The 14050-nt window shown below is 56.8% G+C and carries 13 protein-coding genes; 10 read left to right on the forward strand and 3 right to left on the reverse strand.

Going from position 1 to position 14050, the window contains the following annotated elements; translation table 11 throughout:
- Positions 1 to 22: 22 nt before the first annotated feature.
- The 4 genes from hupB to ACMWLG_RS05895 all read left to right on the forward strand — a co-directional run bounded on the left by hupB (position 23) and on the right by ACMWLG_RS05895 (position 3406).
- Positions 23 to 295: a nucleoid-associated protein HU-beta gene (gene hupB, locus ACMWLG_RS05880; protein ID WP_002444653.1), complete on the forward strand. Its 273-nt coding sequence runs from the start codon at positions 23 to 25 to the stop codon at positions 293 to 295.
- Between the two features lie 212 nt (positions 296 to 507).
- A complete protein-coding gene (gene ppiD / locus ACMWLG_RS05885) occupies positions 508 to 2379 on the forward strand; it encodes a peptidylprolyl isomerase (RefSeq protein ID WP_023310572.1) in 1872 nt (623 codons plus the stop codon).
- A 148-nt stretch (positions 2380 to 2527) separates the two neighbouring features.
- Positions 2528 to 2908, forward strand: a complete 381-nt coding sequence (locus tag ACMWLG_RS05890) for a helix-hairpin-helix domain-containing protein (RefSeq protein WP_045400681.1) — start codon at positions 2528 to 2530, stop codon at positions 2906 to 2908.
- Positions 2909 to 3007: 99 nt separating this feature from the next.
- Positions 3008 to 3406 (forward strand): YbgC/FadM family acyl-CoA thioesterase, encoded by a 399-nt coding sequence (locus ACMWLG_RS05895; protein WP_024906822.1) that lies wholly within the window; start codon positions 3008 to 3010, stop codon positions 3404 to 3406.
- Positions 3407 to 3467: 61 nt separating this feature from the next.
- Here ACMWLG_RS05895 and queC read toward each other — a convergent pair whose 3' ends face one another.
- Together queC and ACMWLG_RS05905 are read right to left on the reverse strand one after the other, a co-directional pair.
- Positions 3468 to 4163: a 7-cyano-7-deazaguanine synthase QueC gene (gene queC / locus ACMWLG_RS05900; protein ID WP_045400684.1), complete on the reverse strand. Its 696-nt coding sequence runs from the start codon at positions 4161 to 4163 to the stop codon at positions 3468 to 3470.
- Positions 4164 to 4192: 29 nt separating this feature from the next.
- Positions 4193 to 5929, reverse strand: coding sequence for an SgrR family transcriptional regulator (locus ACMWLG_RS05905; RefSeq protein WP_045400832.1), 1737 nt, complete (start codon positions 5927 to 5929; stop codon positions 4193 to 4195).
- Between the two features lie 102 nt (positions 5930 to 6031).
- Here ACMWLG_RS05905 and cof point away from each other — a divergent pair, with 102 nt between their 5' ends.
- The gene (cof, locus tag ACMWLG_RS05910) at positions 6032 to 6850 is read left to right on the forward strand and encodes an HMP-PP phosphatase (RefSeq protein WP_045400687.1); all 819 of its coding nucleotides are present in this window, start codon (positions 6032 to 6034) and stop codon (positions 6848 to 6850) included.
- A gap of 40 nt (positions 6851 to 6890) precedes the next feature.
- Here the strand turns inward: cof and ACMWLG_RS05915 are convergent, their stop codons facing one another.
- On the reverse strand, positions 6891 to 7940 hold the full coding sequence (locus ACMWLG_RS05915) for a PLP-dependent cysteine synthase family protein (RefSeq protein WP_219725590.1): 1050 nt from the start codon (positions 7938 to 7940) through the stop codon (positions 6891 to 6893).
- Positions 7941 to 8052: 112 nt separating this feature from the next.
- On the opposite strand from ACMWLG_RS05915, the gene ACMWLG_RS05920 reads away from it, so the two are divergent.
- The 5 genes from ACMWLG_RS05920 (at position 8053) to amtB (ending at position 13972) form a co-directional block, all read left to right on the forward strand.
- A complete protein-coding gene (locus ACMWLG_RS05920; protein ID WP_023310581.1) occupies positions 8053 to 8511 on the forward strand; it encodes an Lrp/AsnC family transcriptional regulator in 459 nt (152 codons plus the stop codon).
- A 30-nt stretch (positions 8512 to 8541) separates the two neighbouring features.
- A complete protein-coding gene (locus ACMWLG_RS05925) occupies positions 8542 to 10314 on the forward strand; it encodes a SmdA family multidrug ABC transporter permease/ATP-binding protein (RefSeq protein ID WP_045620369.1) in 1773 nt (590 codons plus the stop codon).
- Positions 10307 to 12088 (forward strand): SmdB family multidrug efflux ABC transporter permease/ATP-binding protein, encoded by a 1782-nt coding sequence (locus ACMWLG_RS05930; protein ID WP_039263947.1) that lies wholly within the window; start codon positions 10307 to 10309, stop codon positions 12086 to 12088. The genes ACMWLG_RS05925 and ACMWLG_RS05930 overlap by 8 nt, the downstream gene beginning before the upstream one ends.
- A gap of 220 nt (positions 12089 to 12308) precedes the next feature.
- A complete protein-coding gene (glnK, locus tag ACMWLG_RS05935; RefSeq protein ID WP_008503304.1) occupies positions 12309 to 12647 on the forward strand; it encodes a P-II family nitrogen regulator in 339 nt (112 codons plus the stop codon).
- 35 nt (positions 12648 to 12682) lie between these two features.
- Complete coding sequence (gene amtB, locus ACMWLG_RS05940) at positions 12683 to 13972, forward strand: ammonium transporter AmtB (RefSeq protein ID WP_023310584.1); 1290 nt, start codon at positions 12683 to 12685, stop codon at positions 13970 to 13972.
- Positions 13973 to 14050: the final 78 nt, after the last annotated feature.

The raw sequence follows: 14050 nt of genomic DNA on the forward strand, positions 1-14050 counted from the left end.
TTATAAAGAGAGGAAGAGAACAGTGAATAAATCTCAACTGATTGACAAAATTGCTGCGGGTGCTGATATTTCTAAAGCTGCAGCTGGACGTGCGTTAGATGCTTTAATTGCTTCTGTTACTGAATCTCTGCAGGCTGGGGACGACGTTGCACTGGTAGGTTTCGGTACTTTTGCTGTTAAAGAGCGTGCTGCCCGTACTGGCCGCAACCCTCAGACCGGTAAAGAGATCACCATTGCTGCTGCTAAAGTGCCGGGTTTCCGTGCAGGTAAAGCGCTGAAAGACGCAGTAAACTGATTGCTTTCCCGTTTCAGGGAAGCCGGAAAGTACAAGGGCGCATCATTTGATGTGCCTTTTTTGTTTGTCCAGACCTGATTTGTGCGAGTTTATGCGAGTTGTGGGCTGACAATCGCCCCGTTTTCTTGTCACAATACGCCTTCACGCGCGACGGGCAGGATTTTCCGTCAGCGTCAGGTAACCAGTCACCTACAGCGGAGTGTTGTTACACCATGATGGACAGCTTACGCACGGCTGCTAACAGTCTCGTGCTCAAGATTATTTTCGGTATCATTATCGTGTCGTTCATATTGACCGGCGTGAGCAGTTACCTTATTGGCGGTGGCGCAAACTATGCCGCAAAAGTGAATGGCCAGGAAATCAGCCGTGGTCAGTTCGAGAATGCTTTTGCCGGTGAACGTAACCGTATGCAGCAACAGCTGGGCGACCAATTCTCTGAACTGGCAGCGAACGAAGGGTACATGAAGACCCTGCGCCAACAGACGCTGAACCGTCTTATCGACGAAGCGCTGCTTGATCAGTATGCCAAAAAACTGGGCCTTGGCATCAGTGATGAGCAGGTGAAAAAAGCCATCTTCTCCACGCAAGCCTTCCAGTCTAACGGTAAATTCGACAACGCGCGTTACAACAGCATCGTCAATCAGATGGGGATGACGGCCGACCAGTACGCTCAGGCGCTGCGTAACCAGCTGACCACCCAGCAGCTTATCAATGCCGTTGTGGGCACCGATTTCATGCTCAAAGGTGAAACGGACGAACTGGCCGCGCTGGTGGCGCAGCAGCGTGTTGTACGCGAAGCGACCATTGATGTGAACGCCCTGGCGGCGAAACAGCAGGTGAGCGATGCTGACGTTAACGCTTACTACGAGCAGAATAAGAACTCCTTTGTTTCTCCAGAGCAGTTCCGCGTGAGCTATATCAAGCTGGATGCGGCCGCGCTGCAGGAAACCGCATCTGATGCTGAAATCCAGTCTTACTACGATCAGCATCAGGATCAGTTCACTCAGCCGCAGCGTAACCGCTACAGCGTGATTCAGACGAAAACTGAGGCCGATGCTAAAGCGGCGCTGGATGAGCTGAACAAAGGCGCTGATTTCGCGACCGTTGCGAAAGCGAAATCCACCGACATTATCTCTGCGAAAAACGGCGGTGATATGGGCTGGCTAGAAGACGCGACCACCCCTGACGAGCTGAAAAATGCCGGTCTGAAAGAGAAAGGTCAGCTTTCAGGCGTTATTAAGTCTTCCGTTGGTTTCCTGGTCGTGCGTCTGGACGACATCACTGCGGCGAAAACCAAGCCGCTGGCTGACGTTCGCGATGATATCGCGGCGAAAGTTAAACAGGAAAAAGCGCTGGATGCCTATTACGCGCTGCAGCAGAAGGTGAGCGATGCTGCCAGCAACGACAACGAATCTCTGGCAGGTGCAGAGCAGGCGGCGGGCGTGAAGGCGGTTGAAACGGGCTGGTTTGGTCGTGACAACCTGCCGGAAGAGCTGAACTTCAAACCGGTTTCTGATGCTATCTTCAACGGTGGTCTGGTGGGTGAGAACGGCACGCCGGGCAGTAACTCTGACATCATTACCGTCGACGGCGATCGTGCGTTTGTGTTGCGCGTCAGCGAACACAAGCCAGAAGCGGTCAAACCGCTGGCGGAAGTGAAGGATCAGGTTATCGCTCAGGTTAAGCACAACAAAGCGGAACAGCAGGCGAAACTGGATGCTGAGAAGATTTTGTCCGATCTGAAAGCGGGTAAAGAAGACGCGCTGAAAGCGGCTGGCCTGAGCTTCGGTGAAGCGAAAACGCTGAGCCGTACCGGCCAGGACCCAATCAGCCAGGCCGCGTTTGGTCTGACGCTGCCTGCCAAGGACAAGCCAAGCTTCGGCACCACCACCGATGCACAGGGTAACGTCGTTCTGCTGGCGCTGGATGAAGTGAAAGCCGGTACCCTGCCAGAAGCGCAGAAGAAAGCGATGGTTCAGGGGATTACCCAGAACAATGCCCAGATTGCCTTCGAAGCCATGATGAGCAACCTGCGTAAAGAAGCCAAAATCAAGCTGGGTGATGTAATGACTCAGCAGCAGTAATTACGTGTCTGCTCGCAGATTTTCGTAACGCTCTGCAAAAACTAAAGGCCGCTTTCGCGGCCTTTTCCATTTCTGCAATCTGCTGTTTGTGCCGGTTTTAACTCGCGGCTATCGTGACGTGGCTGTCAACAAACAAGGAGATAACAGCATGAAATGTGGAATCAAAGCACTGTTAATTACGCTGGCTATTGCCACCACCGGGATGAGTGCGGGTGCGATGGCGTCGGCCCCCGCCGCCAAAACACAAGCTACCCAGAGCAAGTCCGACGCGGCAGCGCCGGTGCAAGGGCAAACCAAAGCGACAGACGCTGGTAAAAATGCGGATGATGACGGTACGCGGGTCAGTATCAATTCAGCCTCAGCGGAAGATCTCGCCCGCGCGATGAATGGCGTGGGCCTGAAAAAAGCGCAGGCCATCGTCAGCTACCGCGAAGAGTATGGTCCTTTCAAAACGGTCGACGATCTCAAGCAGGTGCCGGGCATGGGCAGCGCGCTGGTTGAGCGCAACCTCTCACACCTGACGTTGTAATTACGCAATTTCTTGCACTGCGGCAAAATTTTGCCAGGATAAAGAGGTCATACCAGTTATGACCTCTCTTCCTACAATAACAGTAAAGGCTATTGCGCTATGCAGACAAAAATCAAAGTACGCGGTTTTCATCTCGACGTTTATCAGCATGTGAACAATGCTCGCTATCTTGAGTTTCTTGAAGAAGCGCGCTGGGACGGGCTGGAAAATAGCGAAAGCTTTCAGTGGCTGACCGCGCACAACATCGCGTTTGTGGTCGTCAATATCAACATCAACTACCGCCGTCCGGCCGTGCTGGGTGATGTGCTCACGGTCACCAGCCAGGTGCAGCAGATCAATGGCAAAAGCGGGGTCTTAAGCCAGGTGGTGACGCTCGATCCAGAAGGGCAGGTGGTGGCTGATGCGTTGATCACCTTTGTCTGTATCGATCTGAAAACGCAGAAAGCGCTGCCGCTGGAAGGGGAGTTGCGTGAAAAGCTGGAGTTGATGATCGCGTAAGACTTGTTAAGGCGTACTCGTGCTGTCGACACCCGTTTTGTGACAGCACGGTCAAGTAGCCCTATTTTAGGCCGGTCTTTTTCTGCATCGCGGCCATCACGCCGGCTTTATCGGCAAGATAGTGGTTCAGTCCGTTAGCGCGAAGATTACAGGCCGCGCACTGGCCGCAACCGTCGCCTTTGATACCGTTATAGCAGGTGAGCGTTTCGCTGCGAACCAGGTCCAGCTTGCCCCAGTAGTCCGCCAGCGCCCAGGTTTCGGCTTTATCCAGCCACATGAGCGGAGTTTCAAAGCGCGTCTCTTTCGCCATCCCCAGATTAACGGCGTGGTTTAACGCTTTCACGAACTCATCACGGCAGTCCGGGTAGCCGGAGAAGTCGGTCTCGCACACGCCTGTGATCACCGCTTCGGCCTTTACCTGATAGGCGTAGATCGCCGTCAGGGTCAGGAAGAGGATATTACGGCCCGGCACGAAGGTATTCGGAATGCCGCTGGCATCGGGTTCATAGTCTGGCACAGGAATACTGTCGCGAGTGAGGCTGCTCACGGCCAGTTCATTTAACAGCGTAACGTCCAGCACCTTGTGCGCGCGTGCGCCCAGTTTCAGGGCTAGTTCACGAGCAACGTCGATCTCAGCGCGATGACGCTGACCATAATCGAAAGTGACACAGTGAACTTCATCGTACTGATAAAGGGCCTGGACCAGGCAGGTAGTAGAGTCTTGTCCTCCGCTGAACACTACGACGGCACGTTTCATAAATCATCTCGACTGTTACGGTAAAAACGTTATGTTACCGTCTGACCACGACGGCGACCAGCTTCTTCACGAGTTGGGAGCGGCAGCCAGGCTTCGGTAAAGTCAAACCAGCCGCGGGTGTTGAGGCGTATACCATTCACGCCAGGCGGAGCACTGATTTGGTATTGATAATTAAAGAGTGGCGTAAGCACCGCACTCTCCATTAGCCGGTTAAAGATGGCTTGCAGCCCCGCGTGTCTATCCTGAGCCTCGGCCTGTGTCTGTACCGCATCCAGCGTGGCTTGCAGATGAGCGTAAGCCGGAGCGCTAAGAACGTGCGGCCAGAGGGCATCGCAGCGCAGCCACTGTTCAAGCGTATATTCCGGCGCTTCGCCAATCAGCCTGTCCCCCATCATGATGTCTGCATCGGCAAGCTCCAGGCATCCGTCCCACGTCTTGGCGTCGTGAAAGATGACGGTCAGTTCACACCCCTGTAGCGCCAGGTATGCCTTCAACTGGCTGGCCATGGTGTGAAGCTCAACAGGGAGATGGTAAACCAGCGTCAACGCTTCAGGGAGGGGTACGTCCGATAAATCAGGCCATTCGGGGATGGTCCACCCGGGAAGCAGCTCCTGGGTGGGCGTGATGAGCCCTTCGTTTAGCGGAAGTGTGTGAAGAAGCCTGGAGAGATGAATGATATTGATAAGCCGCTTCGCCTGGATCTCACTCAGGCGCGCGCTCTGTTTAAGCGTGAGGTAGCAGAACCCCAGGCTGGTGCTGCTGCTTACCAGCCGCAGACTTTCCAGCTCGTCGGCCTCGCCGATCGCGATTTGCACCGGGTGACGACAGCTGGTGCCCAGGCTGTAATCAAAAAGCTGGGGAGTGATCCAGTATTCGATGGCTTTGAGCAGCGAATGGCTCAGGTGATACTGCTCATGGCTTTCCAGACGAACCAGGTCGGGCTCAAAAGCGGCCAGCCGAAAGGGGCCACTGCCAACCGCAGGATGGTCGGGATGCGCCAGACGGCTACAGTAGGTTGCCAGCCTGTGCGGCAGCCAGTAGTCCGGTTGATGCAGCGTAAACGTCAGACACTGAGGATGCGTTGTTTCAATACATAAGACGCTCTGAAACAGAGTGCGCAGGGCAGGAAGCGTCAACAGCGCTGTCAGACTTCGCTGGAGTTGCGCCGTTTCTATTTTATCGCCGTTATGCCAGTGCAGGGTGGAGCGAATGTAGAAATGCCAGCGCAGGCCGTCATCAGAGACATCCCAGTGATGCGCCAGATCGCCCGTGGGTTCACTGCTGTTACCGTTAAAACGCGTAAGGCCTGAGAACACCTGTCCCGCCAGATGCTGCTCTGCCCGGCCCGGTAAAAACCCCGGCTGAAGCGGCTCCAGAGAGCGATAGTAGGGGATGCGCAGCGTCGGCGTGTCGTTTTGCCACTGCCCGCCCAAAAAAGGATGCAGTAATGACCGCAGCGCTTCAGGGGCAAGCTGGGCCAATTCCAGCGCGTTATGCTGCTGCCCGCTTTTCAGCGCCTCTTCCATCATCGCATTGCGCAGTGACTCCGGGGCGACATGGAACGTTAGCTCACCGCGCTTACCGCGGCCAGACTGCGCTCGCCAGCTGAGCCAGCCCGCCTCCTGGGCCTGGCGCAGCAGGGTTCGGACATGCCGCTCGCTACAAAAACAGCGGGCGGCCAGCTCGCTGATGGTGACCTGTTGCGTTGCACCCTGAGAAGGCTGCCAGAGGCGGTGATACTGGTTGAGTCGATTGAGCTGGCGCATAAAAAAACCCGGAACAATAATTTTCATCTATTCACTATTACTTCCGTATATCTCACACGATACTGTTGCACAAGTTAACCGCATCACATTTCGGGAGTAATCATGGCTCGGCTCGCTGCATTTGATATGGACGGTACGCTGTTAATGCCGGATCACCGTTTAGGGGAAAAAACCCTGAACACGCTGAAGCGCCTGCGCGAGCGTGATGTCACCCTGACGTTTGCCACCGGGCGCCATGTGCTGGAGATGCGCCACCTGCTGGGCGCGTTCTCCCTCGACGCTTTTCTGATCACCGGCAACGGGACGCGAATTCACTCCGTAGAAGGGGATGTGCTGCACCGGCAGGATCTCAACCCGGAAGTTGCGGATATCGTGCTGCACAGCACCTGGGACACGCAGGCCAGCGTCCACGTCTTTAACGATCGCGGCTGGTTCACCGGAAGCGAAATCCCGGAATTATTGCATGCGCATGTTTACAGCGGTTTCAAATACCAGCTTATCGATCTGCGTCGGATCCCCGCCCATGCGGTAACCAAGATCTGCTTCTGCGGCGATCATGACGATCTGTGCCGCTTAAGGATTCAGCTGAATGAGGCGCTGGGCGACCGGGCGCATCTGACCTTCTCGGCGGTAGATTGTCTGGAAGTGCTGCCGGTGGGCTGTAACAAAGGCTCCGCTCTGGCGGTGCTGAGCGACCACCTTGGCTTAACGCTGCAGGAGTGTATGGCGTTTGGTGACGCCATGAACGACCGCGAAATGCTCGGTAGCGTAGGTCGCGGTCTGATCATGGGGAATGCGATGGCGCAGCTGAAAGCAGAACTTCCCCATCTGCCGGTTATTGGCCACTGCCGCAATGAAGCAGTGTCCCATTTTTTGACGCATTGGCTGGACAACAACAATCTCCCGTATTCCCCCGAATAGTGAGACCCTTCCAGCAAGCCAGACTTCGGTCTGGCTTTTTTTATTTCACCAGGTCTGCAATCTGCGCTTTCCACGGGGCGATATCGCCGATGTTGGCCTGCACCCACTCTGCGTTGTAGTAGGTATCGAGATAACGCTCGCCGCTGTCGCACAGCAGCGTGACGATGGAACCGGTGCGGCCCTCTTCGCGCATACGGGCGGCAAGCTGCAGTGCGCCCCACATATTTGTGCCCGTCGATGCGCCCACTTTGCGGCCCAGCTGCGTTTCCAGCCAGTGCGCCGTTGCCACGCTTGCGGCATCCGGCACGCGCATCATCTCATCCACGACGTCGGGGATGAAAGAGGGCTCGACGCGCGGGCGGCCAATCCCTTCAATTTTACTGCCCACCGGGCTGCGCAGTTCCGCATCGCGGTTTTGCCAGTAGTCGAGGAACACGGAGTTCTGCGGGTCAACCACCATCAGTTGGGTATCGTAGCCCTGACAGCGGATGTAGCGCCCAATCGTGGCTGACGTGCCGCCGGTACCGGCGCTCATGACGATGTACGACGGAACCGGATGCGGTTCGTGGGTCATCTGGCGGAAAATGCTGTCGGCAATGTTGTTATTGCCGCGCCAGTCCGTCGCGCGCTCGGCGAAGGTGAACTGGTCCATATAGTGGCCGTTCAGCTCGCGGGCCAGCATTTCGGAGGCGGCGTAGATTTCGCAGGCGCTTTCCACAAAGTGGCAGCGTCCGCCGTAAAATTCGATCTGTTCGATTTTGCGTTTTGCGGTGCAGGACGGCATCACCGCGATAAATGGCAGGCCCAGCAGGCGGGCGAAATAGGCTTCGGACACCGCCGTTGAACCGGACGAAGATTCAATAATAGTGGTGCCTTCTTTAATCCAGCCGTTACATAAACCGTATAAAAACAGCGAACGCGCCAGGCGATGCTTCAGGCTGCCGGTGGGATGAGTGCTTTCATCTTTCAGATAGAGCTGAATGCCGTCAAATCCCGGCAGGGAAAGGCGAATCAGATGCGTATCCGCCGAGCGCTGATAGTCGGCATTGATTTCGCTGATCGCATGTTTAACCCAGGTGCTATTCATCATCGTTATCCGTTTGTCATTTTGTGCCTAGGATAGCGAAAAGCACAGAAAAAATTGTTGCTATCTGGCCTTTAAAATAGAATGAAGAGAGAAAAATTTTCTCTGTGAGGTGGGTATGCTAGATAAAATTGACCGCAAGCTCCTTTCATTGCTGCAAAATGACTGTACCCTCTCTTTGCAGGCGCTGGCAGATGCCGTTAATCTGACCACCACTCCGTGCTGGAAGCGCCTTAAGAAGCTGGAAGATGACGGCATTCTTCTGGGGCGCGTCGCGTTGTTAGATCCCGAAAAGCTGGGGCTTGGGCTGACGGCATTTGTGCTGATAAAAACCCAGCATCACAGCAGCGAGTGGTATTGCCGCTTCGTTACTCAGGTGTCTGAGATGCCCGAGGTGCTCGGTTTCTGGCGTATGGCCGGAGAGTATGATTACCTGATGCGCGTCCAGGTGGCCGACATGAAGCGCTATGATGATTTCTACAAGCGGCTGGTGAACAGCGTACCGGGTTTGTCGGACGTCACCTCAAGCTTTGCCATGGAACAGATTAAATACACCACAGCATTACCCATTGAATAACTTCGTAAAATACCTTCAGGAACAAACCGCGTGCGATTATTTGCCCAATTAAGCTGGTACTTTCGTCGGGAGTGGCAACGCTACCTCGGTGCAGTCGCCCTGCTTATTATTATTGCCATCCTGCAGCTGATCCCGCCGAAAGTGGTGGGATACGTCGTGGATGGCGTCACCGAACAGCATTACACCACCGCACGGGTGTTGATGTGGGTCGGCACGCTGGTGCTGACGGCGGTCATTGTTTATCTGCTGCGCTACGTCTGGCGCGTGCTGCTGTTTGGTGCGTCCTATCAGCTGGCCGTTGAGCTACGTGAAGATTTTTACCGCCAGCTGAGCCGACAGCATCCCGAATTTTATCTTCGTCATCGCACCGGGGATCTCATCGCCCGCGCGACGAACGACGTCGATCGCGTGGTCTTTGCCGCCGGGGAAGGGGTGCTGACGCTGGTGGACTCGCTGGTGATGGGCTGCGCGGTGCTGATCGTGATGTCCACACAGATCAGCTGGCAGCTGACCCTGCTTGCGCTGCTGCCGATGCCGATCATGGCGCTGGCGATCAATCGCTATGGCGAACAGCTGCACGAGCGCTTTAAGCTGGCGCAGGCGGCGTTTTCGTCGCTGAACGATCGCACCCAGGAGAGCATGACCAGCATCCGCATGATCAAAGCGTTTGGTCTGGAAGACCGTCAGTCTGCGCTGTTTGCCGCCGATGCGGCAGACACGGGGGCGAAAAACATGCGCGTCGCGCGTATCGACGCCCGCTTTGACCCGACGATTTATATCGCAATCGGCATGGCAAATATGCTGGCCATTGGCGGCGGAAGCTGGATGGTGGTGCAGGGCTCGCTTACCCTGGGGCAATTGACCAGCTTTGCGATGTATCTGGGTCTCATGATCTGGCCGATGCTGGCGCTGGCCTGGATGTTTAACATCGTGGAGCGCGGCAGCGCCGCCTACAGCCGAATTCGCGCCATGCTGGCCGAAGCGCCGGTGGTCATCGACGGCAGTGAAGCCGTACCGGAAGGGCGCGGCGTCATGACCGTCGACGTCCGCAAGTTTGTCTATCCGCATACGGAGCATCCGGTGCTGGAGAACGTCAGCTTTACCCTGCAGCCAGGGCAAATGTTGGGCATCTGCGGCCCGACGGGATCCGGCAAAAGTACCGTGCTTTCTCTGCTTCAGCGCCACTTTGACGTCACCGAAGGCGATATCCGCTTCCACGATATTCCCCTGACCAGACTGCTGCTGGACGAGTGGCGCGGTCGCCTGGCGGTCGTCAGCCAGACGCCGTTTTTATTTTCGGACACCGTGGCGAACAACATCGCCCTGGGACGCCCTGGGGCGACGCAGGACGAGATTGAACATGTGGCGCGTCTGGCCAGCGTACATGATGATATTTTGCGTCTGCCGCAGGGGTACGAAACGGAAGTCGGGGAACGCGGCGTTATGCTGTCCGGCGGGCAAAAGCAGCGTATCTCCATTGCCCGCGCGCTGCTGCTGAATGCTGAAATCCTGATCCTGGATGATGCGCTTTCTGCCGTGGACGGCCGTACCGAGCATCAGATCCTGCATAACCTGCGCCAGTGGGGTGACGGACGCACGGTGATTATCAGCGCCCACCGTTTGTCGGCGCTCACTGAAGCCAGCGAAATTGTGGTCTTACAGCACGGGCACATTGCCCAGCGCGGGCAGCATGAAACGCTTGCCGAGCAGCCGGGCTGGTATCGCGATATGTACCGCTATCAACAGCTTGAGGCGGCGCTGGACGATGCGCCGGAGCAGGATGAGGAGGCCGCCAATGCGTAAGCTCGGAACGATGTGGCCGACGCTCAAACGTCTGCTGGCCTACGGCTCGCCGTGGCGTAAACCGCTCTCCGTGGCCGTGCTTTTACTCTGGATTGCGGCGATTGCTGAGGTGAGCGGTCCGCTGCTCATCAGCTATTTTATCGACAACATGGTCGCCAAAAGCTACCTTCCGCTGGGGCTGGTGGCGGGTTTAGGCGTGGCCTACGTTGGCCTGCAGCTGGCGGCGGCAGGGCTGCACTATGCTCAGTCGCTGCTGTTTAACCGCGCAGCCGTGGGCGTTGTTCAGCAGCTGCGTACGGATGTGATGGACGCGGCGCTTCGCCAGCCGCTCAGCGAGTTTGATATCCAGCCGGTCGGGCAGGTGATTTCGCGCGTGACCAACGATACCGAGGTGATCCGCGATCTGTACGTTACCGTGGTCGCGACGGTGTTACGCAGCGCGGCGCTGATTGGCGCGATGCTGGTGGCGATGTTCAGCCTCGACTGGCGCATGGCGCTGGTGGCGATCACCATCTTCCCGGCGGTGCTGATTGTCATGGTCATTTACCAGCGCTACAGCACGCCGATCGTGCGTCGGGTGCGCGCGTATCTGGCCGACATCAACGATGGCTTCAACGAAGTGATCAACGGCATGAGCGTCATCCAGCAGTTCCGCCAGCAGGCGCGCTTTGGCGAACGCATGGGTGAAGCCAGCCGTTCGCACTACATGGCGCGTATGCAGACGCTGCGGCTTGATGGTTTCCTGCTGCGTCCGCTGCTGAGCCTTTTCTCGGCGCTGGTGCTTTGCGGGCTGCTGATGCTCTTCGGGCTGAGCTCAAACGGTACGATTGAAGTGGGCGTGCTGTACGCCTTTATCAGCTATCTCGGACGCCTTAACGAGCCGCTGATAGAGCTCACCACCCAGCAATCGATGCTGCAGCAGGCGGTGGTCGCCGGTGAGCGCGTGTTTGAGCTGATGGACAGGCCGCGCCAGGCCTACGGCAATGACGAGCGTCCTCTGCAAAGCGGGACTATCGCCTTTGATAACGTCTCGTTTGCCTATCGCGAAGACCGGCTGGTGCTGCAGGACATCACGCTTGACGTTCCATCGCGCGGTTTCGTGGCGCTGGTGGGGCATACCGGCAGCGGTAAGAGCACGCTCGCCAGCCTGTTGATGGGCTATTACCCGGTCACGCACGGCGAAATCCGCCTCGACGGGCGCCCGCTCGCGTCTCTCAGCCACACCGTGTTGCGTAAAGGCGTCGCGATGGTGCAGCAGGATCCGGTCGTGCTGGCCGATACTTTCTACGCGAACGTGACCCTTGGCCGAGACTACTCCCAGGAGCAAGTCTGGGACGTGCTGGAAAAAGTGCAGCTGGCAGAGCTGGCGCGCGGGTTTAGCGATGGGATCAATACCAAACTGGGCGAGCAAGGGAACAATCTCTCCGTCGGTCAAAAGCAGCTTCTGGCGCTGGCGCGGGTGCTGATTGAAACCCCGCAGATCCTGATTCTGGATGAAGCCACTGCCAGTATTGACTCCGGCACCGAGCAGGCCATCCAGCAGGCGCTGGCCGCCGTACGCGACCATACGACGCTGGTGGTGATTGCCCACCGTCTTTCCACCATCGTCGATGCCGATACCATTCTGGTGCTGCATCGCGGACAGGCCGTTGAACGCGGTACCCACCGTGAACTGCTGGAAGCAAAAGGGCGCTACTGGCAGATGTACCAGCTGCAGCTGGCGGGCGAAGAGCTGGCGGCCAGCGTGCGCGATGAAGAGTCGCTTAGCGCCTGATGCACCAAAATGAGGCGACGCGCTAACAGTCATTCCTGTTGGTGCAAAACGGAAACGCACCCTGCACCGGCATGGTGCGTTTTTTTTCACCGGTTCGTTAACCAGAACCGTGCAACGCTCGTTATGCCGCTTTTCCCCCTGGTTTTCATTTCTGGCACACCCCTTGCAATACCTTCTGCGTAAGCTGCGGCCATTACCGAATTCTGACTGGAGGGGATCTATGAAGCTGGTTACGGTTGTAATCAAACCATTCAAACTCGAAGACGTGCGTGAAGCGTTGTCTTCAATGGGTATTCAGGGACTGACTGTCACCGAAGTGAAAGGCTTTGGTCGTCAGAAGGGTCATGCCGAGCTTTATCGCGGGGCGGAATACAGCGTTAACTTTCTGCCAAAAGTAAAAATTGATGTCGCGATTGCTGACGATCAGCTTGATGAAGTCATTGATGTCATTAGCAAAGCGGCCTATACCGGCAAAATTGGCGACGGCAAAATTTTCGTTGCCGAACTGCAGCGCGTCATTCGCATCCGTACCGGCGAATCTGACGAAGCGGCTCTGTAAGTAACTCCTGGCACACAGTGATAGGGATCGAGAAAATGAAGATAGCAACACTCAAAACGGGTCTGGGTTCGCTGGCGCTGCTGCCGGGCCTGGCGCTGGCTGCTACCCCTGCGGTGGTCGACAAAGCCGATAACGCCTTTATGATGATCAGCACCGCGCTGGTGCTGTTCATGTCAATTCCGGGCATTGCGCTGTTCTACGGCGGCCTGATCCGTGGCAAAAACGTTCTCTCCATGCTGACGCAGGTTGCCGTGACGTTCGCACTGGTCTGCGTGCTGTGGGTGGTTTACGGTTACTCGCTGGCGTTCGGCACGGGCAACGCGTTCTTTGGTAACTTCGACTGGGTGATGCTGAAAAATATTGAGCTGACCGCGCTGATGGGCAGCTTCTATCAGTATATCCACGTTGCGTTCCAGGGCTCCTTCGCCTGTATTACCGTCGGGCTGATTGTGGGCGCGCTCGCCGAGCGTATTCGTTTCTCTGCCGTGCTGATCTTCGTGGTGGTCTGGATGACGCTCTCCTATGTGCCGATTGCGCACATGGTCTGGGGTGGCGGTCTGCTGGCAACGCACGGCGCGCTGGACTTCGCGGGCGGTACCGTTGTACACATCAACGCCGCGGTAGCGGGCCTGGTGGGCGCCTACTTGATTGGAAAACGCGTGGGCTTCGGTAAAGAAGCGTTCAAACCGCACAACCTGCCGATGGTGTTTACCGGTACGGCTATCCTCTACTTTGGCTGGTTTGGCTTCAACGCCGGCTCGGCAAGTGCAGCAAACGAAATCGCCGCGCTGGCCTTCGTGAACACCGTTGTGGCCACGGCCGGTGCAATCCTCTCCTGGGTGTTTGGCGAGTGGGCGGTACGCGGTAAACCGTCACTGCTGGGTGCCTGTTCGGGTGCCATTGCCGGTCTGGTTGGCATTACGCCAGCGTGTGGTTATGTCGGCGTGGGTGGCGCGCTGCTGGTCGGCCTGGTGTCCGGTCTGGCGGGTCTGTGGGGCGTGACCGCACTGAAACGTGTGCTGCGCGTTGACGACCCATGCGATGTGTTTGGTGTTCACGGCGTGTGCGGTATCGTGGGTTGTATCATGACCGGTATCTTCGCCGCGAAATCGCTCGGTGGCGTGGGCTACGCAGAAGGCGTGACCATGGTTCATCAGGTGCTGGTGCAGCTGGAAAGTATTGCAATCACCGTTGTCTGGTCTGCCGTTGTCGCTTTCATTGGCTATAAGCTGGCGGATATGACGGTGGGTCTGCGCGTACCGGAAGAGCAGGAACGCGAAGGTCTGGACGTCAACAGCCACGGCGAGAATGCGTATAACGCCTGATAAACAGCAAAACGGCAACTTCGGTTGCCGTTTTTAATGTTTATTCCCTCTCCCCATGGGAGAGGGGCAGGGTGAGGG

This window comes from Enterobacter sp. 01-M-02-SI-ECC, assembly GCF_047530595.1.
GTDB lineage: Bacteria > Pseudomonadota > Gammaproteobacteria > Enterobacterales > Enterobacteriaceae > Enterobacter > Enterobacter cloacae_M.

Coding starts and splice junctions, on each gene's coding strand:
- cof (WP_045400687.1), top strand. CDS start 6,032: ATGGCTCGGCTCGCTGCATTTGATATGGACGGTACGCTGTTAATGCCG.
- ACMWLG_RS05920 (WP_023310581.1), top strand. CDS start 8,053: ATGCTAGATAAAATTGACCGCAAGCTCCTTTCATTGCTGCAAAATGAC.
- queC (WP_045400684.1), bottom strand. CDS start 4,163: ATGAAACGTGCCGTCGTAGTGTTCAGCGGAGGACAAGACTCTACTACC.
- amtB (WP_023310584.1), top strand. CDS start 12,683: ATGAAGATAGCAACACTCAAAACGGGTCTGGGTTCGCTGGCGCTGCTG.
- ACMWLG_RS05905 (WP_045400832.1), bottom strand. CDS start 5,929: ATGCGCCAGCTCAATCGACTCAACCAGTATCACCGCCTCTGGCAGCCT.
- ACMWLG_RS05895 (WP_024906822.1), top strand. CDS start 3,008: ATGCAGACAAAAATCAAAGTACGCGGTTTTCATCTCGACGTTTATCAG.
- ACMWLG_RS05930 (WP_039263947.1), top strand. CDS start 10,307: ATGCGTAAGCTCGGAACGATGTGGCCGACGCTCAAACGTCTGCTGGCC.
- ACMWLG_RS05915 (WP_219725590.1), bottom strand. CDS start 7,940: ATGATGAATAGCACCTGGGTTAAACATGCGATCAGCGAAATCAATGCC.
- ppiD (WP_023310572.1), top strand. CDS start 508: ATGATGGACAGCTTACGCACGGCTGCTAACAGTCTCGTGCTCAAGATT.
- ACMWLG_RS05890 (WP_045400681.1), top strand. CDS start 2,528: ATGAAATGTGGAATCAAAGCACTGTTAATTACGCTGGCTATTGCCACC.
- glnK (WP_008503304.1), top strand. CDS start 12,309: ATGAAGCTGGTTACGGTTGTAATCAAACCATTCAAACTCGAAGACGTG.